32 protein-coding genes and 1 tRNA gene are annotated in these 24,402 nt (G+C 47.0%); 15 read left to right on the top strand and 18 right to left on the bottom strand.

Going from position 1 to position 24,402, the window contains the following annotated elements; all coding sequences use genetic code 11:
* Positions 1 to 5: 5 nt before the first annotated feature.
* Complete coding sequence (locus J0L70_RS27060) at positions 6 to 449, bottom strand: response regulator (protein ID WP_017291473.1); 444 nt, start codon at positions 447 to 449, stop codon at positions 6 to 8.
* Complete coding sequence (locus tag J0L70_RS27065; protein WP_017291474.1) at positions 446 to 1,870, bottom strand: GAF domain-containing protein; 1,425 nt, start codon at positions 1,868 to 1,870, stop codon at positions 446 to 448. Before J0L70_RS27065 ends, J0L70_RS27060 begins: the two co-directional genes overlap by 4 nt.
* A 309-nt stretch (positions 1,871 to 2,179) precedes the next feature.
* On the opposite strand from J0L70_RS27065, the gene J0L70_RS27070 reads away from it, so the two are divergent.
* On the top strand, positions 2,180 to 3,289 hold the full coding sequence (locus J0L70_RS27070; RefSeq protein ID WP_287456553.1) for a DUF8738 domain-containing protein: 1,110 nt from the start codon (positions 2,180 to 2,182) through the stop codon (positions 3,287 to 3,289).
* 150 nt (positions 3,290 to 3,439) lie between these two features.
* Positions 3,440 to 3,610: a photosystem II assembly protein Psb34 gene (psb34, locus tag J0L70_RS27075; RefSeq protein WP_017291476.1), complete on the top strand. Its 171-nt coding sequence runs from the start codon at positions 3,440 to 3,442 to the stop codon at positions 3,608 to 3,610.
* A gap of 157 nt (positions 3,611 to 3,767) precedes the next feature.
* Here the strand turns inward: psb34 and trmB are convergent, their stop codons facing one another.
* Positions 3,768 to 4,400 (bottom strand): tRNA (guanosine(46)-N7)-methyltransferase TrmB, encoded by a 633-nt coding sequence (gene trmB, locus J0L70_RS27080; RefSeq protein ID WP_017291477.1) that lies wholly within the window; start codon positions 4,398 to 4,400, stop codon positions 3,768 to 3,770.
* A 3-nt stretch (positions 4,401 to 4,403) separates the two neighbouring features.
* Positions 4,404 to 5,663, bottom strand: a complete 1,260-nt coding sequence (locus J0L70_RS27085) for an FIST signal transduction protein (protein ID WP_017291478.1) — start codon at positions 5,661 to 5,663, stop codon at positions 4,404 to 4,406.
* Positions 5,664 to 5,988: 325 nt separating this feature from the next.
* Here J0L70_RS27085 and J0L70_RS27090 point away from each other — a divergent pair, with 325 nt between their 5' ends.
* Both J0L70_RS27090 and larE read left to right on the top strand, forming a co-directional pair.
* Entirely contained in the window at positions 5,989 to 6,213 is a 225-nt protein-coding gene (locus J0L70_RS27090) for a Calvin cycle protein CP12 (RefSeq protein ID WP_017291480.1), read from the top strand.
* Positions 6,214 to 6,310: 97 nt separating this feature from the next.
* A complete protein-coding gene (larE, locus tag J0L70_RS27095) occupies positions 6,311 to 7,132 on the top strand; it encodes an ATP-dependent sacrificial sulfur transferase LarE (RefSeq protein WP_017291481.1) in 822 nt (273 codons plus the stop codon).
* On the opposite strand, the gene J0L70_RS27100 is transcribed toward larE, so the two are convergent.
* Positions 7,110 to 8,105, bottom strand: a complete 996-nt coding sequence (locus J0L70_RS27100) for a vitamin K epoxide reductase family protein (protein ID WP_190652225.1) — start codon at positions 8,103 to 8,105, stop codon at positions 7,110 to 7,112. The genes larE and J0L70_RS27100 overlap by 23 nt on opposite strands.
* A gap of 207 nt (positions 8,106 to 8,312) precedes the next feature.
* On the opposite strand from J0L70_RS27100, the gene J0L70_RS27105 reads away from it, so the two are divergent.
* From J0L70_RS27105 to J0L70_RS27120, 4 genes are all read left to right on the top strand, one after another.
* Positions 8,313 to 8,385 (top strand) — tRNA-Phe (locus tag J0L70_RS27105).
* Between the two features lie 954 nt (positions 8,386 to 9,339).
* Positions 9,340 to 10,029 carry a hypothetical protein gene (locus J0L70_RS27110; protein ID WP_287456554.1) on the top strand — a complete coding sequence of 230 codons (690 nt, stop codon included), beginning with the start codon at positions 9,340 to 9,342 and terminating at the stop codon, positions 10,027 to 10,029.
* Positions 10,030 to 10,039: 10 nt separating this feature from the next.
* Positions 10,040 to 10,663 carry a hypothetical protein gene (locus J0L70_RS27115; RefSeq protein ID WP_287456555.1) on the top strand — a complete coding sequence of 208 codons (624 nt, stop codon included), beginning with the start codon at positions 10,040 to 10,042 and terminating at the stop codon, positions 10,661 to 10,663.
* Positions 10,660 to 11,097 carry a HEPN domain-containing protein gene (locus J0L70_RS27120; RefSeq protein ID WP_287456556.1) on the top strand — a complete coding sequence of 146 codons (438 nt, stop codon included), beginning with the start codon at positions 10,660 to 10,662 and terminating at the stop codon, positions 11,095 to 11,097. Before J0L70_RS27115 ends, J0L70_RS27120 begins: the two co-directional genes overlap by 4 nt.
* 223 nt (positions 11,098 to 11,320) lie before the next feature.
* On the opposite strand, the gene J0L70_RS27125 is transcribed toward J0L70_RS27120, so the two are convergent.
* A complete protein-coding gene (locus J0L70_RS27125) occupies positions 11,321 to 11,695 on the bottom strand; it encodes a sigma factor (RefSeq protein WP_287456558.1) in 375 nt (124 codons plus the stop codon).
* Positions 11,696 to 11,856: 161 nt separating this feature from the next.
* On the opposite strand from J0L70_RS27125, the gene J0L70_RS27130 reads away from it, so the two are divergent.
* The 4 genes from J0L70_RS27130 to J0L70_RS27145 all read left to right on the top strand — a co-directional run bounded on the left by J0L70_RS27130 (position 11,857) and on the right by J0L70_RS27145 (position 14,044).
* A complete protein-coding gene (locus tag J0L70_RS27130; protein WP_026149049.1) occupies positions 11,857 to 12,213 on the top strand; it encodes a YciI family protein in 357 nt (118 codons plus the stop codon).
* A gap of 83 nt (positions 12,214 to 12,296) precedes the next feature.
* Entirely contained in the window at positions 12,297 to 12,707 is a 411-nt protein-coding gene (locus tag J0L70_RS27135) for a VOC family protein (protein WP_287456559.1), read from the top strand.
* Positions 12,708 to 12,734: 27 nt separating this feature from the next.
* Complete coding sequence (locus tag J0L70_RS27140) at positions 12,735 to 13,463, top strand: DUF899 domain-containing protein (RefSeq protein ID WP_287456560.1); 729 nt, start codon at positions 12,735 to 12,737, stop codon at positions 13,461 to 13,463.
* Between the two features lie 65 nt (positions 13,464 to 13,528).
* Positions 13,529 to 14,044, top strand: a complete 516-nt coding sequence (locus J0L70_RS27145; protein WP_190650615.1) for a DUF1579 domain-containing protein — start codon at positions 13,529 to 13,531, stop codon at positions 14,042 to 14,044.
* Positions 14,045 to 14,255: 211 nt separating this feature from the next.
* Here the strand turns inward: J0L70_RS27145 and J0L70_RS27150 are convergent, their stop codons facing one another.
* The 9 genes from J0L70_RS27150 to J0L70_RS27190 form a co-directional block, all read right to left on the bottom strand.
* Positions 14,256 to 14,528, bottom strand: a complete 273-nt coding sequence (locus J0L70_RS27150; protein WP_017291491.1) for a hypothetical protein — start codon at positions 14,526 to 14,528, stop codon at positions 14,256 to 14,258.
* Positions 14,529 to 14,602: 74 nt separating this feature from the next.
* Positions 14,603 to 16,099 carry a serine hydrolase domain-containing protein gene (locus J0L70_RS27155; protein ID WP_287456561.1) on the bottom strand — a complete coding sequence of 499 codons (1,497 nt, stop codon included), beginning with the start codon at positions 16,097 to 16,099 and terminating at the stop codon, positions 14,603 to 14,605.
* Between the two features lie 72 nt (positions 16,100 to 16,171).
* Complete coding sequence (locus J0L70_RS27160) at positions 16,172 to 16,786, bottom strand: type 1 glutamine amidotransferase family protein (protein WP_287456562.1); 615 nt, start codon at positions 16,784 to 16,786, stop codon at positions 16,172 to 16,174.
* A 105-nt stretch (positions 16,787 to 16,891) separates the two neighbouring features.
* Entirely contained in the window at positions 16,892 to 17,458 is a 567-nt protein-coding gene (locus J0L70_RS27165) for a GNAT family N-acetyltransferase (RefSeq protein ID WP_287456563.1), read from the bottom strand.
* Between the two features lie 21 nt (positions 17,459 to 17,479).
* Positions 17,480 to 17,884 carry a VOC family protein gene (locus J0L70_RS27170; RefSeq protein WP_287456564.1) on the bottom strand — a complete coding sequence of 135 codons (405 nt, stop codon included), beginning with the start codon at positions 17,882 to 17,884 and terminating at the stop codon, positions 17,480 to 17,482.
* Positions 17,885 to 18,075: 191 nt separating this feature from the next.
* Entirely contained in the window at positions 18,076 to 18,360 is a 285-nt protein-coding gene (locus tag J0L70_RS27175) for a hypothetical protein (protein ID WP_287456565.1), read from the bottom strand.
* An 88-nt stretch (positions 18,361 to 18,448) separates the two neighbouring features.
* Positions 18,449 to 19,009: a putative glycolipid-binding domain-containing protein gene (locus J0L70_RS27180; RefSeq protein WP_287456566.1), complete on the bottom strand. Its 561-nt coding sequence runs from the start codon at positions 19,007 to 19,009 to the stop codon at positions 18,449 to 18,451.
* Between the two features lie 6 nt (positions 19,010 to 19,015).
* A complete protein-coding gene (locus tag J0L70_RS27185) occupies positions 19,016 to 19,513 on the bottom strand; it encodes an anthrone oxygenase family protein (protein ID WP_287456567.1) in 498 nt (165 codons plus the stop codon).
* Positions 19,514 to 19,528: 15 nt separating this feature from the next.
* Positions 19,529 to 20,161 carry an FMN-dependent NADH-azoreductase gene (locus tag J0L70_RS27190; RefSeq protein WP_287456568.1) on the bottom strand — a complete coding sequence of 211 codons (633 nt, stop codon included), beginning with the start codon at positions 20,159 to 20,161 and terminating at the stop codon, positions 19,529 to 19,531.
* A gap of 215 nt (positions 20,162 to 20,376) precedes the next feature.
* On the opposite strand from J0L70_RS27190, the gene J0L70_RS27195 reads away from it, so the two are divergent.
* Positions 20,377 to 20,949 carry a dihydrofolate reductase family protein gene (locus J0L70_RS27195; RefSeq protein ID WP_287456569.1) on the top strand — a complete coding sequence of 191 codons (573 nt, stop codon included), beginning with the start codon at positions 20,377 to 20,379 and terminating at the stop codon, positions 20,947 to 20,949.
* Here J0L70_RS27195 and J0L70_RS27200 read toward each other — a convergent pair.
* A complete protein-coding gene (locus J0L70_RS27200; protein ID WP_287456570.1) occupies positions 20,946 to 21,917 on the bottom strand; it encodes a helix-turn-helix transcriptional regulator in 972 nt (323 codons plus the stop codon). The two genes, J0L70_RS27195 and J0L70_RS27200, sit on opposite strands and share 4 nt — an antisense overlap.
* Positions 21,918 to 22,025: 108 nt before the next feature.
* On the opposite strand from J0L70_RS27200, the gene J0L70_RS27205 reads away from it, so the two are divergent.
* Both J0L70_RS27205 and J0L70_RS27210 read left to right on the top strand, forming a co-directional pair.
* Positions 22,026 to 22,460, top strand: a complete 435-nt coding sequence (locus J0L70_RS27205; protein WP_287456571.1) for an ester cyclase — start codon at positions 22,026 to 22,028, stop codon at positions 22,458 to 22,460.
* A gap of 65 nt (positions 22,461 to 22,525) precedes the next feature.
* Complete coding sequence (locus J0L70_RS27210; RefSeq protein WP_287456572.1) at positions 22,526 to 23,434, top strand: SDR family oxidoreductase; 909 nt, start codon at positions 22,526 to 22,528, stop codon at positions 23,432 to 23,434.
* Between the two features lie 22 nt (positions 23,435 to 23,456).
* Here J0L70_RS27210 and J0L70_RS27215 read toward each other — a convergent pair whose 3' ends face one another.
* Both J0L70_RS27215 and J0L70_RS27220 read right to left on the bottom strand, forming a co-directional pair.
* Positions 23,457 to 23,606: a hypothetical protein gene (locus J0L70_RS27215; protein ID WP_017285485.1), complete on the bottom strand. Its 150-nt coding sequence runs from the start codon at positions 23,604 to 23,606 to the stop codon at positions 23,457 to 23,459.
* A gap of 66 nt (positions 23,607 to 23,672) precedes the next feature.
* Positions 23,673 to 24,074, bottom strand: a complete 402-nt coding sequence (locus J0L70_RS27220) for a RidA family protein (protein ID WP_287456573.1) — start codon at positions 24,072 to 24,074, stop codon at positions 23,673 to 23,675.
* Positions 24,075 to 24,402 lie beyond the last annotated feature (328 nt).

A 24,402-nucleotide genomic window follows, 5' to 3' on the forward strand; every position in this document is an offset into this window, starting at 1 on the left:
CCTCTCTAAACAGGGGGGGGTTCATTCATCAGTAACCAGTACATGCCCAATTGCCGAATCGCTTCGGAGAATTGCAGAAAATCAACTGGTTTGCGAATGTAGCTATTGCAACCCAAGCTATAACTATCGAGTAAATCCTGTTCTTCACTCGATGTCGTTAAGATCACCACAGGCAATAATTTGGTCGGTTCACTTTCTCGCAGACGGCGTAAAACTTCCAGTCCGTCAATTCGAGGAAGTTTGAGATCGAGGAGGACGACTGAGGGCTTGAATGTAATATCCCGTCCTGCATACAGCCCGGTTCCAAACAGATAATCTAAAGCTTCTACTCCATCTCTTGCGACAATAATTTCATTACCGATATGATGCCGTTTGAGTGCTCGCATTGCTAGAGCTTCGTCATCCGGATTATCTTCGACCAACAGGATCACTCTGCTATTCGCACTCATGCGCTGGGTTTCTCCTCTATTAATGTGAAATAGAAAGTTGCTCCTTGATCTAAGGCTCCTTCTGCCCAGACGCGACCGCCATGACGATGAATGATGCGCTGTACAGTCGCGAGTCCGACTCCATTACCCGGAAATTCAACCATGCTGTGTAACCGCTGAAACGGCTTAAATAATTTATCAAGAAACGCTGGGTCAAAGCCAACTCCATTATCTCGGACAAAGTAGAGGGGGATACCGTTGTCTTGGAGAATCATGCCAAATTCAATTTTGGCTTGTGCCTGCTTTTCAGTAAATTTCCAAGCATTATTTAATAAATTGTCTAAGACAACTTGGATCAGACGGGTATCTCCATAAGCGGTCAATCCCGGGTGTACCTGAACTTCTATTTGTCGTTGCGGAGAGGCTTGCTGTAACTGAGTGCAGATCCGGCTGGCAACTTGGCTGAGATCAAGGGTGTCTTTTCGCATATCACTGCGAGTGACTCGCGATAGCGTCAGGAGATCATCAATCAAGTGCCCCATGCGCTGAGTGGCAGAGCGGATACGGCGCAAATAATCCTGCCCGCTCGGATCGAGTTGCTCGAAGCAATCTTCTAGTAATGCCTGACTGAAGCCATCAATGCTGCGTAAAGGGGCGCGCAAATCGTGCGAAACAGAATAGCTAAAGGCTTCTAATTCTGCATTGACTGCTTTAAGTTCAAGAATGGCTTGTTGTAACCCTTGGTTGAGTTTTTGGGCGCGTTGTTCAGCTTGCTGGCGCTCCGTGACTTCTGCGCGCAATTCTGCCAGCAGTTCTGCATGTTGCAGGGCAACTGCGAGGTGATTGGCGATTTGTTGCACAAACTCGATCTCTGTCGATTGCCACTGGCGCGGAGCGCGGCATTGATGAATACAGAGTAATCCCCATAGATTGCGACCTTGCAGAAGCGGCACGACGAGGTTGGCTCGCACTTGAAATTGAGCCAAAATTTGTCTATGACAATCGCTTAATCCTGCTGTATCGATGTCGGTTACATTTTGGATGCGCCCTTGTTGGTAATGTGCTGCGAACTGGTCGCCAAAGCAGTGATCGTGGATTTTTTGGGCGATCGCGGAAGAAAACTCAGGATCAACATCTTCTGAAACAAATTCTCCATCATTCCAACCGCAATCAGGATAGAAGCGAAATACGCCAACGCGATCGGCTCCGAGCAATTGCCGGACTTCGGCTGCGGTTGATTGAAAAATTGTTTCGAGATCAAGGGGTTCGCGTAAGCGGGCGATGACATGAAACAGAGCCTTCTGCCGCTCAACTAAAAAATTTGCCTGATTGATCTGCTGTTCTAAAGGCTGAATTTTGTCAGCGAGGGTTTGTCGGAGTTGCTCAAATGCGGCTTCATCTCGGCACAAGCTTTTCAGTTTTGTCAAGACTTCTGAATCCATGATTCGATTGTCCTCAGTCCGGGATGGATAAGAGTATTGTAAGAGGTCTGGCTATTCTCTAAGGATTTGGCTTGAACACAGCGTTTCACCCGATGTCTGTCTTACTGCAAGCAATATGAGCTACTCATTGCAATGAGCTACAAACAGACTACACCTTAAATTGCGATCGCACTAAGACACCATACAAATCGTAGGAGTTCCCGATCAATATAAAGTCATGGATTGATGTAACAGATTCAGAAACAGCGATCGTGTCTCATCATCAGGCTCGTTAACTTAGATCTATCCCTAATCAAGTTCTCAATCCTTATGAAACTCACGACACAAAAACAGTTCAGATTATCGCGTCACTTCATGACTTTTGCATTGTCTGGATTGATGTTCAGCACTGGAATAGGATTCTCTCAGCAAGCTGGATTTGCACATACTTCTGCATCTGCGATCGCGCTCACTACTCCGCGATCTGCACTTCCGTCATCCGTTGAACTTAAAGTCCGTCAAGCTGCCGCGCAGCAATTTAACATTCCGCTGCGCGAGATTCAAGTTGTGCATTTTTCTCAGCAAACTTGGACAGATGGATGTCTAGGTCTAGGAGGTGCGGCGGACAGTTGTTTACAAGCACTGGTTGAAGGTTGGCAAATTGAAGTCTCCAGCGGGCAGCAAAATTGGCTGTATCGCACGGACAAGAATGCTGACACAATTCGCTTAGCACCCAACTCTGAAACAGGAGTGACTTTACCCGCATCAGTCAACCAACGCTTGCTCCGAACGGTTTCAAGACAAGTGCGAGTACCGATGCGTCGTTTAAAAGTAGCAGAAGTCAGATCCGCAACTTGGGATGGCTGCATGGGCGTTTTCAAACCAGGACAAGCCTGTACGAAGATTGCGATACCTGGATGGCAAGCGATCGTGACAAACGGCGATCGCAGTTGGGTCTATCACTTAGATCAGTCCGGCAATCGCATTGCTCAAAATCCCACAGCAAGCGGTAGCCAGGGTGGTTTAGTGCCTTCATTTATTCCAGAAGAGAACTTATCGCCGAGTGAAAAAGACGTTGTATTTCAATCGATCGTCAGCGGGGATCTGGCTGGCAAAGTGACACAACTTACGTTGACCCAGGATGGTGCAATCACCCAGTGGATCATGGGACCGAATATTCGTTCTCGTCCGATCGTGGTCAAGCGTCTCTCTCAGCAGCAAGTTGAGCAGTTTCAGCAAATGATGCAAACCCAGAGATTTCCCAATTTCCATCGCTTGCGTTATTTGAGTAGCGCCGCTATGGCAGACTATCCGACGACAACGCTGAAAGGCATGGGGATTACTGTTCAATACATCGATCTGGAAATTAAAAATCTTCCAAGAGCTTTACAAGACATGGTGCAAGCGTGGGCGCAACTGTCTGCTTCTGCGCAACGCTAGCTAGAGTCTCTCATTCTGGATTTGGAAGTGCTGCTCGAACGCAGTCCGTGCTTCTCTATCAGAAAATCAGAAATTTGTTGACATTTTGTAAACACAACGTTACATTAATTTACATAACGCAACAAACCACTGACTTAAGAGGAACCTGCGATGTATACGACTCGGAATGAAGACGGAATCTTGAACAACTACGCTTCGGAACCTGTGATGTATTTCGCTGAATCTCCTTCTTTCGAGCAACAGCAGAACTACGCTTTTCAAGGTGCGATCGCATTCCTACTCGTTGCCTTCACGTTTCTCACTGCGTTTGCTGCAAGCTAAGACTTTTCAGAAGTTGTCTCTCCTCAACTTCTGAATCCCTGACTGAGCAATAAGACTTTTCAGAAGTTGTCTCTCCTCAACTTCTGAATCTCTGGATCAATCATTGGAAAGTTGAAATCAGCCCTAGTAAATTGCTAGGGCTTTTTTGTTGCGACCTTCAAACTTTCCGAAAAATCGCTCGGTAGATCGGATCTCCAAAGGACATCACCATCAGTTCTCGCTCTGTTGGAATCGGTAACGGATTCTCAGCGAGCCACTCTGAACTGGTGCGCACAAAATTGGGTGACTCTGCAAATCGATCAACCATTTTCTGCGCAACTTCCAGGATGTCTGATTGCAGAAACACGGTTGTATCCGACTTCATAAATTCCGCCAAAGTTGTAACAATTTCCGGCTGTACAACTCGACGCTTTTGGTGTTTCCGCTTAAACCAAGGATCAGGAAACTGAATCGACACCCGCGCAAGCACACCTGTCGGCAAAGATGCCAACATCGGATGCAGCGAGTTACTCACATTGCAAAAAATGTAATGCAAATTTTTCAAGCCCGCTTCGTCTCGCCACTCTAAGGCTTGTTGAACAATCGGCTCTCGAATCTCTAACCCCAAATAATTCCAATCCGGGTGTTGCTCTGCCATTTTCAGCAAAAACACCCCTCGCCCACAGCCAATATCCAAATGCAAAGGGCGCGACAGATCTGAAAAAACCTGATTCCAGTCTGGCGCAGGCGTGGGGGTTTGATATCTCCGGCTCAGCGGATTTACATGCTCTCGAACTCGAACGATCGCCACAGTCTATTCCTTCTCCCGACAAATTCCAAAAACTGACGTATAGCCATGTAAGAATGTACTCCCTCCCACAGGCCCAATTTCACCGCTACAGAAAAAACCCGCGATCGGCAGTTCTTGCAAGTACTCATTCACCAATTGCGAATCAAAATTCGGTTCTCCATACAGCCCTTCGCCCCGTCCCAAACACGAAAACATTAAGGCTCCCGTCGGACTCGGATCAGATTGGCTCGTCTGCATATATCGCCGCAGGAACAAATCCAAATCTTCTGCGGAAGTTTCTGCATCTCTCAAGTGAAACTGAATCCGTTGACCGGGACGAATCAAATCGCCAATTGCGATCGCGCCCACTCTCGGATCAACGCCTAATAAATTCCGAATCAAAAAATCCCCAGGTTCCAAGGTCTGCTTAAATCCGTTCTGCGCCACACCCACAAAAATGTGATTCTGCTGTGCGAGCTGCTGATCTTCTTCGCTCAATCCCTGCACTAACTCTTGCAACTGTTCCAAGGGAGATCGCTTCACACCACAGCGATCAGACGGCACTCCTGATCCATCGTCTTCTTGCATTGCCAGCAAGACATTGCGCTCGCCTTCGGTTACCCAATACGGTTTACCAATCGGACGGCAACCCTGAGCGACGATCGTTTCCATGACAATATTGCCGCTCAGCGCAACTCCAACTGCGCCTTCTCGATAAAAGCGATCGCCAAACAATCCGGTCGATCCCCCTAACGTTCCCGCACTTGCCAACCCGCCGACTTTCGGCGCACTAGGATAAGCAAAATCTAACCCTTGCAGTAGATCGTTGACTCGCGGCAAATCTGCGAGCACGATGAAATTTGGCGAATCTGATGTCGGAACCCCGATTAAATCTGTCCAAGTATCCGGCGGACTATCCAAATCCGGTAAATCCCCTGCCGAAATGTAAAACGGCTGCACCTTCACGTTCGGTAAATGCCCAAGCATCAAGCTCAGCGAAGGCTCCCCTTCGACTTCCCGCACTTTTCCCCGCTGTGTCATTCCGATAATGCCGCCCCCGCTACATCCAATCAGCGGCACACCCGGCAATTTTTCTCGAAATAAAGGCAACAATCGAGAGTACTCACTGGCAAACGCAGATGAGATAAAAATAATCCCCAAATCAATTGAAGCTTGCAAGGTTGCCTGTGCTTGAGTCACAACTTCTTCGACCGCAGCTTCTAGGAATGGGCGAGTTGACAAGGCGCTTGCCCATCGCATGGATGATTTGAGAGATTCGGTCATACGCGATCGCTCTCCTGAGAAAAGTCGCAATGACTCTAGTGTAGAACACGGTTGACAGCTTATCAGACTCACAGATCGGAAGACCGCACTTCAGGTAGAGTCGCCAAGGGGAAACAACACGGGTTAATATATGCACATAAAGCATGAGCGGACACTCACTGGAATGTTGTCTAGTGAGCAGATTAAAAAGAGCTGATTGTCCTAAGCTTGAATGCTGGATAGTCCTGTCAACCGTTCTCACTTGTCCTGAGTACAGTCCAGGTCTAACGTCTACTCTCTCTAACCCGCTTGTTTTGACTTGAATTAAAGAGGACGGATCCTAACAATGAGCAATATTGAAAAGCAGATTGAAGTCGAGCGTGATAATGCTCGCAAAGAGTGTGACATCAACGGTGCGAACTCGGCTGAGTGTGCGGCTGCTTGGGATGTAGTCGAAGAACTACAGGCTGAAGCGGCTCACCAGCGCGAAAGCAGCAAGCCCAAGAACAACTTTGAAAAATACTGCGACGATAATCCTGATGCACTAGAATGCCGCGTGTACGACGACTAATCGAATTCCTTGAATTCACAAATTCTCAAAAGTAAAGCAGGCAATCAATGCCTGCTTTTTTGTGGCATAACGAGAGTATCCCTAACTCAGCCCCCAGATGTACGAGAAATTAGACCTGCTAAAAGCGCTCTTCGTCGAGATGGATCAAGCCCTAGTCGCGTATTCGGGCGGGATCGATAGTACGCTTGTGGCAAAAGTTGCCTTTGATGTTTTGGGCGATCGTGCCATTGCTGTGACTGCCGAATCCCCGTCTCTCCTGCCCGAAGATCTTGAAGATGCTCGCATTCAAGCTGCTGAGATTGGCATTACTCACAAAATCGTTCAAACTCACGAATTAGAAAACCCCAATTATGCTTCTAATCCGGTCAATCGCTGTTATTTCTGTAAAAGCGAATTGCACGATACATTAAAGCCTCTCGCACATGAATGGGGTTATCCTTACGTGGTCGATGGTGTGAATGCAGATGATTTGCATGATTATCGTCCTGGCATTCAAGCTGCAAAAGAGCGAGGCGCACGATCTCCTTTAGCCGAAATTGGCATCACAAAAGCTCAAGTTCGAGCGATCGCGAAACATCTCGGATTGTCATATTGGGACAAACCCGCCCAACCTTGTTTGAGTTCACGGTTTCCCTATGGTGAGGAAATTACGATCGCGAAACTGCAACGAGTTGGACGGGCTGAAGTGTATTTAAGAAAACTGGGCTGGTCGAATATTCGAGTGCGATCAGAGGGTGACACGGCTCGGATTGAAGTCATGCCCGATCAAGTTAAAGAATTCGTTGTTCAGACGGATCTTTCAACGCTGGTCGAGGCATTTCAGTCTCTGGGCTTTTTATATGTCACCCTCGATTTAGAAGGCTACCGGAGCGGCAAACTCAATCAAGTTCTGCAATTTACGGCTGACCGCACGCCTTAAATGCATTCTTGAAGTCTTGCGGTCCGGTATATCCAGACGCAGAGGCTAACTGCTGAGGAGTTTGCCGACCGCTATAGAATTTGCCATTAATTTGCCAAGTTGGGTATCCAGGTTTCTGATTCAATTGATTTTCAGCTTCGCCTAACACTTTCTGGCAAGTCTCAATTTGAGCCTCTTTGCCACCTTCTGCACACTCGACGTAAGGAAAATCTGCGAGGGCTTCTTTGCCAAAGAATTGTTTCTGTTCACAGCAATGCGGACACCAATAAGCCCCATACATCGTGGCTCCAGTTTGCTTCAAGTGTTTCGCTAATCCAATTTCGGCTTGTCCAGACGTGTTATTGACAACAAAATAAGGATTGCCTGCCGCATCTGTAATGGTTGCGGCATCGATCGGACCTCTGCCAATCGAAGCGCCCCAAGCGATCGAGCCAATGAGAGTAATCATGGCGACGATTGTGCCCAGGAAAAATAACTGTCCACGATCGTTCCAATCTCGCCCAATCAGCGTCAATACGAACATCAATGTGGCAAACGTGGCTGAAGCCAGACAGAAATAACAAATTCCATTAACTCCAAACTGCGACACAAATTTGGAGAACATGATGTACATCAGGTAGCCGCTAAACAGCAACATTGCAGTTGCGCCTGCAAACAGCAGCAGCCAAGTTTGATTCTCTAAATTGGTGCGGAGCGATTTCTTCTCTTCAGGATTTACCAGCAAGGGAGCCAAGGCAAGTACTGCCATTCCGATGTATGCCAATAATCCATACAGCGAAAGGGGCAGTCCGAATAAGACGGCATAGGGGCTTTCCAGCACCCGTTCACATCCACTAGTCGGACATGCCACCGTGGCGCTAGACAATTTGTTAAAGGTGATATAGCCCGTGTTGAGAATGCCAAGCCCTGCGATCGCGCCAATCAGCGGGCGAGCGGCACGGTGTATCCAAGGGGTAGAACGTCGGCGAGTCATAATTTTGATTTCAACGGGAGTCGGTACATACTTTATCAGGGTAACTGCTGCTCGTGCGATTCGGACGTGTAGTTTATTGTGTCCGAATCGAATGGGTTTGAGCCGATGATTTTCATGATGCGAAACGGCATTTCTAAGTTTCTGAGAAATTTGCTTGCAAAGTTACGATTCTTTTGCTAATTTAATTAAGCGCCGAAACGCGCTTCCGCCGGGATAGCTCAGTTGGTAGAGCAGAGGACTGAAAATCCTCGTGTCACGAGTTCAAGTCTCGTTCCTGGCATAGGTTCCAAACCTCAAAACAAAAGCGTGAGCAAGATGTGAGCAAGGAACCCAAACACAACCGAATGAGTGAGACGCGATATCAAAGCGTATTCACAGCTTTTTAATGGGGATTTCTCCCCTTAATGAATTGTGAATACCGAAACTGATACCGCTATTTCCGTTGGATGCGTCCACAACTTGCACTTATAAATTCAACCTGCAAGTTGTGGACGCGCGTACTAAAGTTCAGTTGTATCAAGCGCGATCGACGAACTCCACGTCTAGGAAACCTAATCTCGTCCCCTCTCCCAGTGGCAATGGGAGAAATCGATTTGATGATGAATTTTGAACCTGTGATCGCGCCATTGACGCTCTCGACTTGGCTAATTCTGGCGAGGATTGGGGCGAGCTAAGACTTTCTGTGAGAGAGACAGCAGCCAATTGACGATGGAACTTGGAATCTTCGCCTGTGACCCCTGTGACCGGTCGATCTCGTTTCGGAACTGAACAGGGTTTGAATACCTAATGGCTGCCCTTATGCCTGAGTAACCTTAAACCGAATCATCTTTTCACCCACATTCCTGACAGTCCCAATGTACTCATGCTGGAGCAGGGCTGTTGTATCGTCACTAGGAGATATTTGGAAGCCGTAAGCCCTCATTTAGGAAATTCAAAAGAAATCAAGAACTTTGGATGAGAGAATCAAGTATGAAATTTTATGCGTTGTAAAAGCAGTAGATGGGCATAATGAGTGATGCATCCGTGCCGCGTTAATGCTAACTTGGAATCGGATTAGGAGATATAAATGCCTTCAAATGCGCTATGCAGTTACAACTTCTTTTGATTGAGTCACGGCTAGAGTTGTGCCTGAAGAGGATTTTTCTTTGTCGGTTATGAAGTGGCTTGGAACGATACCAACGATTTAAAGTCACTGCCGTTGATAGCGAATTGAAGACGAGATAAAGAGATTGATATGCCTTACTTGAGAGTTCCAGAGGAGCATGTTCGAGGAATTAAATTACTAATTGACATTGAGGATAAAGTTTTTAGAGCACTCTTAAATGCTGTAGATAAGGTCTGTCCAACGCTAAGTGTGGAGAAGGTAGCGACTGACTTGGCAGCAGAAGTCAAAGGAATCGACCTTAAAGATTTGGAAGAAATTACACAAGCGATAGTTGCGCTTCAAGTATCTTTGAACGGAGAGGAGAGAGATGATTCGCTTATAGAAAGGGTTGTTACAGAGCTATCAAGCAGTCTTTTTGAGCATGAGGAGTTTTCTAATTATTCCGATGATCAAATTGCTCGGTTTAGCGGACGGATTCATGCTCTCCTGACAGCCAATGGGGTTTTTAAAACCTTTGCTAAAGCTTTCGAGTTGCGTATTGAGAGTGAGCGAATTCTGGCAGATGCACGTATCCTAACTGATGTTCGCCCAATATTTCAGGATGAAATAGATGAGGGGATGTCCGCTGCCATTGTGTCCCATACCTTAAGAATCACGTATCGAGATGCAACGGGACAGAGGGAATTTTATACAGCGTTAGATGAATTGGGCTTAGACGTGCTTCTTGAGCAGATAGTGAGAGCTAAAGAAAAAACAGAAGCAATCCGGTCTATGCTTGAGAAAGCAAGTATCCCTTATTTAGATCCATACACGGACTGAAGGTAAAGCGATGGTAATGAGCATCAAAAACGCAAAATATGCTCCTCATGCGGGATATACCTTCCGCAGAGATGCTCGATTCGTCACCCAACGTAGCGAGATGAAAGCCTTGCCAATGATGCGAAAAAAGGCAAAATGTATCGAAATTGACATTACACCTCCAGTAAAGGTGTTGAGTCGGCAAGCGCTCTTGTCAATAGTGATGCGCGAATTTTCTGATTGGATAGTTTCTTCCAGCACAATCAAGGCATTTCAATATTTAGTAGTTGAGAAGAGCTTGGCATTTCAGCAGGTGCCTCGATCTTCAATAACCCTTGCTGGAATTTTAGAAAGATATCGCTTAAAAGATGGTAAAACTGTACTTCTATTTTTGAACGAACATCGGAATGTAGCTAATTTTCTAATTGAGTCTTATGAGGAGATCAGAAAATATTTCTCTAATAATCCTCTTCGGTTACGTGTTTCTCAAGACCCAGAAGATCTGCATCTTAAGATGTTGGTTTTGTCCATTGTGGCGAAACCAGATGAAGTTAATGAGTCTTACGAAAAGTTCGCCGATTTAGAAGATGAGTGGTTTCTAAATGCTCCTTTCGAGGTGGGCGAACGCTTATGCATCAAATTGGACTTTGAATGAGCTTCGATTGGGAAGGTTATTTGACCGTTGCGCAAACGTTATTTGATGAAGCAGAGCCGAGTAAGGCTGATCCTGCGAAGTCGCTGCTTTGCGAAGCGAAATTTCGCTGCTGTATTAGCAGAGCCTACTACTCAGCTTTTTGCCTTGCGCGAAATTATTTGCGTGACGTGGAAAAGCGTTCTGAATTTGATCGGTATGAAGATTTTAGTGTTCATCAACTAGTGATTAAGGTTTTTGGGGAAGAACAGGATGGAAATTATCGGAAAATTTCAAGCATTCTCAGACGTTTAAGAGACGACCGCAATTGTGCAGACTATGACGATGAATGGCAAGACATACAATCGCTCTCAGCGAAAGCGAAAGTCGTACTCAAGGATGCGCGTTGCATAGTGGCAATATTGCAAAAACTGATTCAGCAGAAATCAGTTTCATAGCTATTTCCAACATGTAGGCAATGGATTAATTACTTACTCCTCTAGTATTTGCCTCTGCTCGTTTGCGCCTGCCCATCGCAACTCAATTCATCAGCTCAGGTGAAACATTGACTCTGTGTCCGTTCTGGCACTAACCCGTGGTAGTTCCGATTCAGCCTGAACACAGCAAAAAACTTGCTGATCGCGAAACTGAGCGGCACAGGGGCAACGATCGCCCAAAAAATCATCTGAGGCAATTTCTCACGCCTGACTGTAAAGTGGCTTTTTCACTGCCATAGGTTGGTTCTTTACTCGACGGAATTAACCCTGATGCCGCGTACCACTCTAGTTTTTCGGTTAGTCGTGTTCGTCGTCGCAGGCGATCGATCTCTTTATATCGAGCAGTTCGGATAATCCAGGCACGAGGAAGATCGGGAATCCCACTGGTTTCCCATTGATTGACTGCTGCTGCAAACGCCTCTTGTGCAGCTTCTTCAGCTAAATCAAAATCTCCCAACAAGCGAATGAGGATAGCAACAATTCGCCCCCATTCCGTCTTATAGACAGAGGCAATTGCCTGAGCAACGTCGGATTTTGGAGTTGAAGCCGTACCTGTCATAAAACGACACAAAAAAGTTTGGGCAAAATGTCGATTTGGGTGATTCCCGTTCGACTGACTAACAAAGAGAGCTAAAGTTCAATTGTACTAAACAAAATTTTTGCTGTCAGGTGTCGATTTGGGCAATTCCCATTCGACTGAATCACAAAGGAGACAACCCAATGAAATATTTGCTGCTGATCTATATGGACGAAAACGCCATGAGTGATACCGAGCGCGAGCATTGCTACGTGGAGTCTGCCCAGGTCGCCCAGGATCTCCATGCAAAGGGACAATTTGTGGCATCTGCTCCCCTTCATCCTGTTGCAACGGCTACCAGTGTTCGCGTCCGTGAGGGCAAATCGCTTGTAACCGATGGACCCTTTGCCGAAACCCGTGAGCAATTGGGCGGGTTCTATCTGGTCAATGCTCAGGATCTGGATGAAGCGATCGCGATCGCTAATAGAATTCCAGGGGCGCGAGTCGGTACGGTCGAAATTCGCCCTGTTCTTGAAATTGCAGGACTTCCAAAATCTTGACGTTGAGATTCAATCCATCAGCAATTTGAAGTTCAAACCAAAGGAAAAAAACGCAATCCTTTGAAGGAACCCCAGAAGTAGTCATGAAAATCAATTCCTATCTCATGTTCGACGGAAACTGTGAGGCAGCGTTCAAGTTCTACGAGCAATGTCTGGGTGGCAAAATCACCATGATGATGACTCACAAGGAAGCACCCTCCGCAGAAAATGTTCCAGCTGAATTGCACGACAAAATCATGCACGCCTGCCTTGAACTGGAAGATCGCTTCCTTATGGGATCTGACTGCCCACCGGGATATTTTGAACCCCCTCAAGGCTTCTACGTCCAGGTGAGCGTATCTGACCCAGACGAGGCAGAAAGAATTTTTCGCGCTCTGGCAGAAAACGGCAAAGTAAAAATGGCGATCGCGCAAACGTTCTGGTCCGTTCGCTTCGGCATGTTAGTTGATCAGTTTGGCACACCGTGGATGGTCAACTGCGATCAGGTCGCTTGAGCTTTTTATTATTCATGGAGATTCACAATGGTTCAGAATACAATTTCACATCCAAAAGTTGTTGGAAAAGATGAGTGGTTGACTGCTCGGAAAACATTGCTTGAACACGAAAAAGAGTTGACTAAGCAGCGCGATCGTATCAACGCAGAACGACGCAGGCTACCAATGGTCAAACTTGACAAGGAATACGCTTTTGAAGGATCAAACGGTTCTACCAAACTCGTTGATTTGTTTGAGGGACGAACTCAACTGATCATCTACCACTTCATGTTTGCACCAGAGTGGGAGAAGGGCTGTATGGGTTGCACAGGCTTTGTTCATTCGCTGGGCGATTTATCTATGCTGAATGAACGGGATACGACCTTTGCGTTAGTCGCGCGCGCCCCGTTCCCCAAGTTGGAAGCCTACAAGACGCTGAAGGGATGGACGATTCCCTGGTATTCGTCCTTTGGTAGTGATTTCAACTACGATTTCCATGTCACGCTGGATGAAACTATTGCACCCACCGAATACAACTATCGAGACAAGGCGGAGTTAGAGCGATTAAACGGACCCAATGTAATACAAGGCGAGAGCCACGGACTCAGCGTTTTCTTCCGTCTAGGCGACGATGTTTTCCACACCTACTCGACCTACGCCCGTGGCGTTGAATCCCTCACTGACTCCTACAGCCTGCTGGATATGACCCCCTACGGACGGCAGGAAGACTTTGAAGACTCACCCCCTGGATATCCGCAAAAGCCGACCTATGGATAGAAACGCGGCACTTCTACGTTAAATCTACTGCGATCGCACTTCTCATTCATCACAAGGAGAACAAAATGGAAACGATTCAAACTGAACAAACTCCATCTATGCCTGCTCAACCGCAGAAAGAACATCAGTGGCTCCAGAAACTCGTTGGTGAGTGGACGTATGAAATCGAAGCGATGATGGAACCTGATCAACCTCCCGTCAAATCAATGGGAACAGAAACGGTGCGCTCTCTGGGTGGACTCTGGATATTGGCAGAAGGACAGGGTGAGATGGGTGGCTGTGGTTCTGCAACAACTCTGATGACCCTTGGCTACGACCCACAGAAACAGCGCTATGTGGGCACCTGGATTGGCTCAATGATGACGTATCTCTGGATATATGACGGTGAACTAGATGCTTCTGAAACTGCACTAACACTCAACTCTGATGGACCTGTCATGACGGGTGAGGAGAAGCTAGGCAAGTACAAAGATGTGATCGAGTTCAAGAGTGACGATCACCGGGTATTAACCTCACATATGTTGAGCGATGATGGGCAGTGGCAGCAGTTCATGACCGCCCATTATCGACGCAAGCAATAAGCCGTATTGTTCCATTGACGAAACCAAGTCCTGCAAAAAAGCTTATTCTCCATGCGATACCCAATAGGGTTTGCCATTTGGGTATCGTATGAATCTTTCATTTCCACGATAGTCATCTGAATGCTGGGTAATCAGGGAGAGAAGGCGTACCTCTCCAACGCTGCTGCAACAGATCCAACAACCGACTAGCAGTGCCGCGTAAACCAGGAAGTTAATTGAATTCTTGCGTTGTTGTAATGAATGCTTCTAAGCGAGCCAAAATCCGTTGGCGGGTAGTAGAAATTCCCCAATTCAGATCTTTTCGTAAAGCAGATTCAAGATGTCGCGTTAATGTATCCAACATCCAGTAGCCACAAGCTCTGACTAAAGCTGTTTCAAAGATGGAATCACTCTCTACAATTGGACGCTGCTTGGTTAGGATCGTGCGATAGGTATTTTCCATCTGTTGCACCCAGCGGATCGACTCTTCTAGGTACCTGGGCATAGACAAAGTTAATTAATTGAAGCGGCAAAGCTTTTAATGGGAACTGAAAAACTTTCGTACCACATTAGGCTTGCTCATCTTCCGCTTTCCTTCGACTGCCTATCATTAGCACAAGCGATCAGACGGATCGTTCCGTTGATGGAACCCAATCCTGCACACAGACCTAGCCAAAGCATCACATCTGGCATGGCTCGGAAGAGTTGTTGGTAGTTGAAAATGCGATCGCTCATCATCCCTACTAGCCAAGGCATCGCTAGCATGACAACTAACGGGAAAAACATCCATGCAATACCCAATAGAATTTGCCATCTAGATGTTGCGCGGGTCTTTCGTTTCCACTGAGGAAAATACAGTAGACTACGAATCGCTAATGCTACACCAATAGTTGTCAAGATTGCGAGACTGATACCCCAGAGATTAATGTTAAAACTATCTGGAGGAAGCATTCCATCTGTCAGTAATTGAATTAATCCCGCTTTAATTTGCGGTAGTGCAAACGCAATGAGCGACGTTGCACTAATGGTGTAGAGCAGAGCAATACCGTACTTTTCGTTCGGTAATACCGCAACATCGGTGTAGAACGTAGACAAAATACCATTATGTTGGAGAATCTTTCTGCCATTTTCCGTTGTGACAAACCATCCCATTGCATAAGGACTTTTAATTTGCGGTGGTGGCGTATGCATGAGAGCCATGCTGTCTAAAGTTAGAAATTGCTTGTCTTCAAACCGTCCCTCATTCGTGTGCAAAATCAGATACTTCGCCATATCCTCTGCCGTAGAAATAACGCCAGCATTGCCGCCCAGATAGCCCGATAGTTCTTGAGCCGCAAACGGGATTGCGAACGCCATTAGATGTCCCGTTGCCATACGATCACCGCGCTGAAGTGCCTCAGCCATTGTTGTGGCATGAAATGTCTGGGACATCTGAAGCGGGATGAAAATGTGCGATCGCAAATACTCTCCAAAAGATTGACCGCTGACCACTTCCACAACTCGTGCCAAGACATCATAGTTAGGATTGAAATAGTGAAATTGGGTTCCAGGAACCGCAACAGGACGAGCTTTTTGCAAACTCTGTATTCGCTCTGCATGTGTAGTGGGTTGGGGTAGAAATGCTTCTGAAAAGCTCAGGTCAGATAACCCACTGGTGTGATTCAGTAAGTGACGAATCGTGATTAGATCAGCCGTTTTAGTATCAGCCAGAGTGAAGTTTGGCAGGTGTTGTTTCACAGGGGCATCCAAATCAATTTTCCCAGCTTCTACTAATTGCAGCACAGCGATCGCTGTAAAGGATTTGCTCAGTGAGGCGATCGGAAATGGGGTTTGTGGCGTGACAGGTTGCTGAGCGATCGCTTTACCATAGCCTTTGACATACATCACCTGATTTTCGTGGGTAATTGCTAAAGCTAGACTAGGAATGTGTTGAGTGGTCATCTGGTGAGTAATGAAGCGATCGATTTTCATCTCAAGGCTTGGCTGAACCGCGTTTGCTCTGAGTTGGAACACCAGCACAATCAACGTCCCTAGCAGAAGTAATCTGTAGCGCAACCTCATTCTGTCTTTCATCATCGCTAGTCAACTTACGCGATCGCGTCTCTTTTTCCAGAATAGATCGTTTAGATCGCCTCACTTGAAAATAGGTCAAGTGGTTAGCTGTTCCAGCGTGAAGTAGTACGAGGCATCCCCCGTTTTGAATAGCCTATACCAGGCTTCTAAGACGGGAGGCTCGTAAAGGTCGAGTTTCTTGAAGATGTGGTAGGCAAACTCAAGGGGTGCAGTGGAGTTCGCTGTAATGACATTACCGGAAGTAACAACGGGCTGATTTTGATACAGGGCTGCCCCTCGATAATTTGTTACTTGCAGATACTCTGGGGCATTGCTGGTGTGAGGAATATCATCCAGAATGCCAGCACGTGCAAATCCTGCGGTTGCACCACAGATAGCAGCAACCGGAATATTCGCTGCCAACAATGCTTTCGTAGACTCCAGAATTTTCGAGTTTTCACCTCTATCCCAAGCTTCGCCACCTGGCAAAATCAGCATAGCTCCCGGTTCCAATTCATCGAGGGTGATATCAGGAAGAATTGTGAGTCCGCCGATTGTGGCGACAGGTTCAGCGTCTAAACCAACCGTTTGGATCTGATACTGTCCCGGCTGTTTTTGCATATCTGGATTATTGATTCCAGCGACGGCATATCCTGTTTCCCAGTCAGCAAGCGTGTTAAATACAAACAGATGAACAATTTGTTTTTCCATAAAACATCTCCTAATCTCTAAACCTGCACGTGGGGAGGAAATAGCCCAAAACCAATCATGCGAGGTGGAATATCTTGAATTACGTTGCTTCCTCTTCCAACAAGCTCAATTAACCGAACGGGGCAAAGGAAATAAATGCTCCCATGATTCTCTGGTAAGCTGCCACTTAATCTGGCTCCACCCCTGCATCTGCATCCAGTCAGAACCCGGTTGTGCATCGAGCACCTGGAATCCGTAACGTTCTGCTAGCCGGGATACTCTCAGGTTAGCACTCACAGAAATACCGATAATTTCCTCCAGTCCCAAATTGCGGAACCCAAAATCAATCAGTGCTTTCCCGATTTCGATCGCATAGGCATAACGCCCCCAGTACAGAGGTGCTAGCTCAATGCCAAGTTCTGCCTGCCCAGTAGCATCATTATCCTGCCGCAATCCACCACAGCCAATTAATTCCAGATTGCGGCGATCGATGACTGCTAACTGGTAATTGCATCGCGGAACGTCGGTTGCCCACTCCATAAACCGTTGAAACAGTTGATCAGTAAAGTCAGGTGTCACTTCTTCCGGTGAACAGAACTCGGCATAACGAGGGTCAGCATGATAGGCAAGGAATGCAGGCTCATCCTCCTGAACAAAATCACGTAGAAGAAATCGTTTGGTGATAATCTCCACAGCTTCCTACCCAATGAACAGCTATCTATTGGTCAAATCAAAATGAGGGTTCCAGGCGACTTCCCACAGGTAACCATCTGGATCGGCGAAGTAGCCAGAATATCCACCCCAATCAGTATCTTGTGCAGGTTTGAGCATGATAGCTCCTGCCGCTCTTGCTTGTTCAAGGACGGCATCGACCGCTTCCTTCGACTTCACATTGTGTGCCAGAGTAAACCCTGAAAAACCACTTCCTGCTGCTGAAATGTGAGCATCGGCTGCAAGTGCCTCACGCGCATAAAGAGCCAACCAGGTTCCTCTAAGATTCAAAAAAGTCACACCCTCAAACTCTTCTTTCGCAGGTAAACCCAACCCCTGCTTGTAAAAGGCAGTGGAGCGAACAAGGTCAGAAACTCCGAGCGTAATCAAGCTGATGTAGGGTTCCATAAGTTAGATGGTTCGTCATGTACTCCTTAAGTTCTATCGCTTTCCTGTTGGTTTGTGAGAGAGGCGGGCTGGGGAAGCGTGAATTGATTTACGTGCTGAAATAAACAGGAAGAGAGGAATTCTCATACGTCGCTCATATTCCTCCTGGCTTGAGAAATTTTGAGCTTGCGGGCGTGATTCTCGGATATGTTCTAGCGATTGGGTTGTTTGAATAGTCCGGCAGCTAGCAAAACAATACCCGTTAAGAGGAGATAAGCGTTTTGAAGAAGATAACTGTCAGCAATGATTTTTCTTAAGGCAATGATCTCTGGACTATCCGTTAAGACGCTACCGCGTTGATTAACCAGTGACGAGATTAATAGATTAAGACGAAGGCTAACAATTGACGGTAGAAAAAATAGAATAATGAAGGCGATCGCAATCAAAATGATGCCGATCAGGACTAAGTTGGAACTGGAAGAAAAACGTCGCAACATGGTTGATTTATCGGAGAATGAGAATCTGCGAGAGTCATCCTTGATTGGTCATCCTGTCCCTTTATCTTCTGCTAAGCGAGTTTGATGTTCATATCTCCTGCGCCCAAAGTTGAGGATAACGAGTGATTGCCCCATAATCATCTACTTCTAAAACATTGGCATAGCCTGCATCGGGCGATGTGTACTTGTAGCTATCGTGGGATAATCGGTGGTAGTGTTGTTCCAATCGTTTCAGCATGAAGTCTGGAAAATCTAGCCATGCAGCAGGGGCTGGCGATCGCGCTCCAACCGCCAACGCCAACCGACGAATGGCAATCAAATTAGTGGCTGGAGTAAATCCTAGATCTAAATCAATGCAGTCTGCTGCGTTCTGTAATTCTTTGTCATTGATACTCCAACGATTATTTGGAGTACGAGTAATTGTCAGAGCAATGATTGATCTACCGATATAACCTGAAATATTTGCGGTGCGGGTTTCCCAGTTGCTATCAGTATTCACTTCATAGGATAAAAGACAAGGCTGTTGCTCAAACAAGAAGATGGCTGTTCCAGATAATTGCCAACCATCACCAGACTTCCAGAGACAACAACTATCGTGTCCAGGACAATCTAATCTGCGCCAAAGAATCGTATATTCCAGTGAATTCATCGGACTCTACGGTTTTGGTGAAGCATTGAGTGCCATTGTGAATAAGGCGGCTGCGATGAATGCGGCGATCGCCCGCACATGATTCCAAAACGTCCAATTCGTCAGGTATCTAGCCCAGAGATTTGCACCTTCTGGACTGTTGGGATTGGCAGCAGCTAACGCATCATTCAGCGGAACGTTAAACACCATTGTCGCTCCAAAACAACCGATCAGGTAGAACAAAGCACTGACCAGCAAATAAGCAGTACCGGGTTGTTGCCATCGGAGGAGTGAAAAGGCAATTAAAATCAGACAAACAAGACTCGTCCCCAGAAATGCAGCCATAAACCAGGGATTAATCACCGTAATGTTGATGGATTGCATCGTGGCAATTCCCTGAGCGGGAGGTTGTTGAGCCAGAGCGTTCATAACAAAGGTTGAGAAGGCGAAGAATACTCCAGCGATCACCCCACACCCAAGGGCTGCAAATAGTTTCAGAATATACAGATATGTAATTCCTACCATAACCAGCATTTACTCCTATGCAGCAACTAGCTCAGCGATTTTGTGACGAGCATTGGCAATTGATTCTGCTAACGTTTGTCCACCAGACTCATCATTTTCGACGTGAACAGAGGTAATATCTGTGATACCCATAAACCCGAAAACGGTTGCGAGGTAAGGGTCATGATGGTTCATGCCTTCGTAGCGTCCACCTGGTTGAAAGCCAGAATCCCCCCGTGCTTCAATGATATACATTTTCTTGTCGAGGACGAGCGGTGTATACACATTCCCAGACTCATTGGATTCAATATCAACGGTGCGCCCGATGCGAACAATTTGGTCGATATACGCCTTGAATCCGCTGGGAACGCTAAAGTTATACATGGGAACACCGATGACATAAATATCTGCTGCCAGAAATTCGTCTACCAGTTGATCACTGAGGCGAATCGCTTCCTGGAGTCGGGGGGTGTATTGTTCGGGCAATGAAAAAGCTGCTGCAATCCAGGCTTCATAGACATGGGGAATGGGATTGCGACCCACATCTCGATAAGCGATCGCATCATTGGGATGGCTCTGTTGCCACTGTTGGACAAACTCACGAGTCATACGACGAGAATGAGAACGCTCTCCACGGGGACTTGCATCAATGTGTAGCAACTGTGCCATTTGTTTCTCCTAATTCACAGATTGATTTCTTCAGACCCTTTATAAATTAGGAAAATGCTCTATCGTCTCGCTATCTTATTCTTGCAGCCCTATCACCTTCCTGAGATGAGTTGCTGAACAAGCAGTGATCAACGATCTATCCAAAGACAGATAAATTTTGCTCTCACCTGGTTGGGTGAAGTGAGTTAAGACGGTGATTTGAGAGGGTACTGTGTATGTCTAAACTCATTTATCTAATTTCTTGTACGGTCGATCGCTTTATTGCCCGTAAAGATGGTTCGTTTGATTTCTTTCTAATGGAGGGAGAACACGTTGCGGATTTGCTTTCTACTTTTCCTGAAACGATTCCAGATCATTTGCGAGGAATGTTAGGCATTACGGTTGAGAATCAGCACTTTGATAGCGTTTTGATGGGACGCAGAACTTACGAAGTTGGCGTTAAAGAGGGAATTACAAATCCCTACCCGCACATGAAGCAGTATCTTTTTTCCCGTACTCTTCAGCAAAGCCCCGATCCTGCCGTTGAACTGGTTTCATCTGATCCAGCTACCTTTGTTCAAGCACTCAAGCAGCGATCGGGTAAAGGTATTTGGTTGTGTGGGGGTGGAGATTTAGCCACTGTTCTGTTTCCAGCGATCGATGAGGTGGTTTTGAAAGTACATCCCTTTCTCCTTGGTTCAGGGATTCCACTCTTCTCTGGAAAGATTCCACTCACTTCTCTGGAATTCACCGACAGCAAAATTTATAAGAACGGTTTCATGTTGGTGCACTATCAAGTGAATCATTAAGCCATGCCTTTGGTATAAAGTGAGATCGCCTCTTTTGCTGCTTGCAACACGCGATCGCGTAACTCTAGGGGTTCAATTACTTCCATCTGTCCACCAAACCCCAATACATAGGCGCAAGCTGCTTTCTCAATATCAAACCGAAGTGAGATATGAACCCACCTATCAGCATCGGGGGCATCAATCATCTGTTCGATACGAGCAAAGTACCCCGCATAACGTAGCCAGGGCATTGCCTCTGGAGCAACTCGCACCGTTACGCCATAGTAAGGGAGATTTGCTTTGAACTCCATCATCGATCGCTGCCAATAGTTAGCTAAATTGAACCCAACTGGACGAATACAATGAGAATCCAGCAGCACGGCATTCTGCACTCGTGAAATGCGGTAAGAGCGCACGTCTTCATCCACTGCCGCGACCAGATACCAGACACTTCCTTTGGCAACTAATCCCAACGGGTTGACCAATCGTTCAATTCGCTGACCGTTTCCGCGTTCGTAGCTCAACAAAACTTGCCGTTCCTGCCAAATGGCGGCTTGCAAAACCGGAAATGCTGACATTTCTTCATCCCAGTGCTGCCATCCAGTTGGGTCAACGTGGATGCGCTGGCTCACTATTTCTGCTTGCTGACGATTGGCGGCGGGTAAGGCGGCTAGAAGCTTGAGTAACGCAGCTTCAAACGCCTGACCCCACCCTAAATCTGCAAGTAGATGGGGCGACTTTGGCACAAATAACGCCTGAATTTCTGCCAGGTTGAGTCCGGTCAGCGTGGTTTGATACTGCTCCAACAACCCCCATCCACCACCCTTACCCCGTTCTGCCACTACTGGAACTCCTGCACTGCTGAGAGCATCCATATCTCGATGAATGGTACGCTCAGACACTTCCAGTCGCTCTGCCAGTTCTCGTGTGGTTAAGCGAGGATGAACCTGCAACAGCATTAGGATAGAGAGGAGACGATCGGCACGCATAACGATTTCTGGAACCCTGGCAACTTCTTCTACACTAACGCCGAAATATGACAGGGGGTGTCATGAAGTCGCCCTTATGCTGTGAGCATGACCGTTGGGGGAAAGCTAATGACGACCAATGACACGCTTGAACGCAACAAAGCCATCTATCGACGTTATATCCAACAGGTATTTAACAAAGGGAGAGTGGATCTGTTGGATGAGCTTCTGTCTCCGTCTTATGTTTATCATGAAGCACCACCCGGAACGTTACCAGGGGCTGAGGGGATTAGGCAAGTCGTGTCTATGTTTCGTGCCGCGTTTCCTGACCTAGAGATTACGATCGACGACCAAATTGCTGAAGGCGATCAAGTTTGCTCACGCGCCACTACGCGCGGAACGCATCAGGGAGAAATCTTTGGGATACCTGCAACAGGTAACGTCGTAGCAATGACGGGGATGACGATCGTGCGAATTGTTGACGGTCGGATCACCGATAGCTGGGTAAAAAATGATGTGATGGGACTGATAAACCAACTCAATGCTGGCTCTGCATCTCGATAAGCAAATGAACTATCCCAAGAACAGTGAATTGAATTTACTTTTTAGAACAATTTTGAGAGGTCATTATGCAACTACTACAAGATAAAGTAGCGATCGTGGCGGGAGGCACTCGTGGAGCAGGGCGAGGCATTGCAACCGAACTGGGTGCAGCCGGAGCGATCGTGTATGTGACAGGACGAAGCACCCGTACCCAACGATCAGATTACGATCGCCCAGAAACCATCGAGGAAACCGCAGAGTTAGTGACTCAAGCTGGTGGAAAGGGCATTGCCGTTCAAGTGGATCATTTAGACCCAGAACAGGTGCGATCGCTTATCGTTCGTGTGGAGCAAGAGCAAGGGCGGTTAGATATTTTGGTAAATGATATTGGAGCAGAACATTTTGCCGAGTTTGATAACCCCATTTGGGAAGTTGATTTAGACCGGGGATTACGCCTGTTACGATCGACGATTGAGACTCATCTCATTACCAGTCACTTTGCCCTGCCACTGCTGATCCAGAATCCAGGAGGATTCGTCGTTGAACTCACCGATGGAACAGCAGATTACAACAATGGGCACTATCGGCAAGCCTTAATTTATGATGTCGCAAAGAATGCAATTATTCGGATGGCGTGGGCATTAGCGCAAGAGCTTCAACCGCATGGCTGTACAGCAGTGTGCCTGACTCCCGGTTGGTTGCGATCGGAAATGATGCTGGATAGTTTTGGTGTGAGTGAAGCGAACTGGCAGGATGCGGCAGTCAAGGAACCGCACTTCATCGTTTCCGAAACACCCCACTTTGTTGGACGTGCCGTTGCTCATCTGGCAGTTGATCCGGAGGTCGCCCGTTGGAATGGTCAATCGCTTTCCAGTGGTCAACTTGCCAAGGTGTATGGTTTTACTGATTTGGATGGTTCTCAACCGGATGCTTGGCGTTACATTCAGGAGGTAACAGAAATGGGCAAACCTGCTGATGCAACTGGATACCGATGAGATCAGCACTTACTCTGATTCTCTAAGGTGGGCGATCGCCCGAACACGGTTCCAGAACGTCTAGTGCATCAGGATCGTTGTCGTCGGTGCAGAACGACAAAAATCTTTCATAGTTGCCTTGGGCGATCGCCGCGTTTGCCGCTTCTAAGATGGCTTTACTGTTGTTTGACATCTAAATTTTTCCTCTGTTCAAGTGGATACTTTAACGGAGCCGCCTCTGCTGCCACTGATACGAAACTCATGGAATAATTGCAGTAACGCGGATTTCAATTCGCATCGTTGGAAGTCCAAGAGCCGCGACTCCTACCTGTGTCCAAATTGGGGCATGGTTGGGCATGTAATGGCGATATAGCCTGACCATCACATCGTTAACCTCTGGGGGCAACCCGCCAACATGGTAAGAATTGACGTGGACAACGTGCTCCCAACCCGCCCCGGCAGTTGCCAGGGTTTGCTCCACGTTCCGAAACGCCTGAGCAATCTCGTCCGCGAGCGATTCAGGAATTTGTAGGTTGTCATTCCAGCCACCTTGACCGGATGTCTCTACGCGATCGCCAATCTTTACCGCTTGCGAGTAATGCAAGTTATTCAGCATGTATTCCCCATAGCCGGGGGTAACAAAAAACTCGGGCTTATTCATGGTGTGACTTGTTCTGATTTAGATACTAATGTTCAGGATTACTTGCCATGTAATCACAATGATTTCTGCAAGTATTAAGACGGCTAATAGCCACGAAAACGCTTGTAACATGGCTTCCATCGTCCAGTTCTGACTCTCAAGCGCGATCGCCGTCAGGCAAACTCCAAGCGCTAGATACAGGAAAGTAAACCAGGTAGATCATTTCATTACTTTCTCCGATGAAGCTTATTCTCTGTACCAGACACGCACACATTGAAAGCAATTGATTGCAAGACCCTGGCTGATCATCACTGGGTGGAAAGCATTACTGGTCGTCACTCCGTAGACA

The sequence above is a fragment of the Leptolyngbya sp. UWPOB_LEPTO1 genome, from assembly GCF_017302695.1.
Classification (GTDB): Bacteria; Cyanobacteriota; Cyanobacteriia; order Leptolyngbyales; family Leptolyngbyaceae; genus Leptolyngbya; species Leptolyngbya boryana.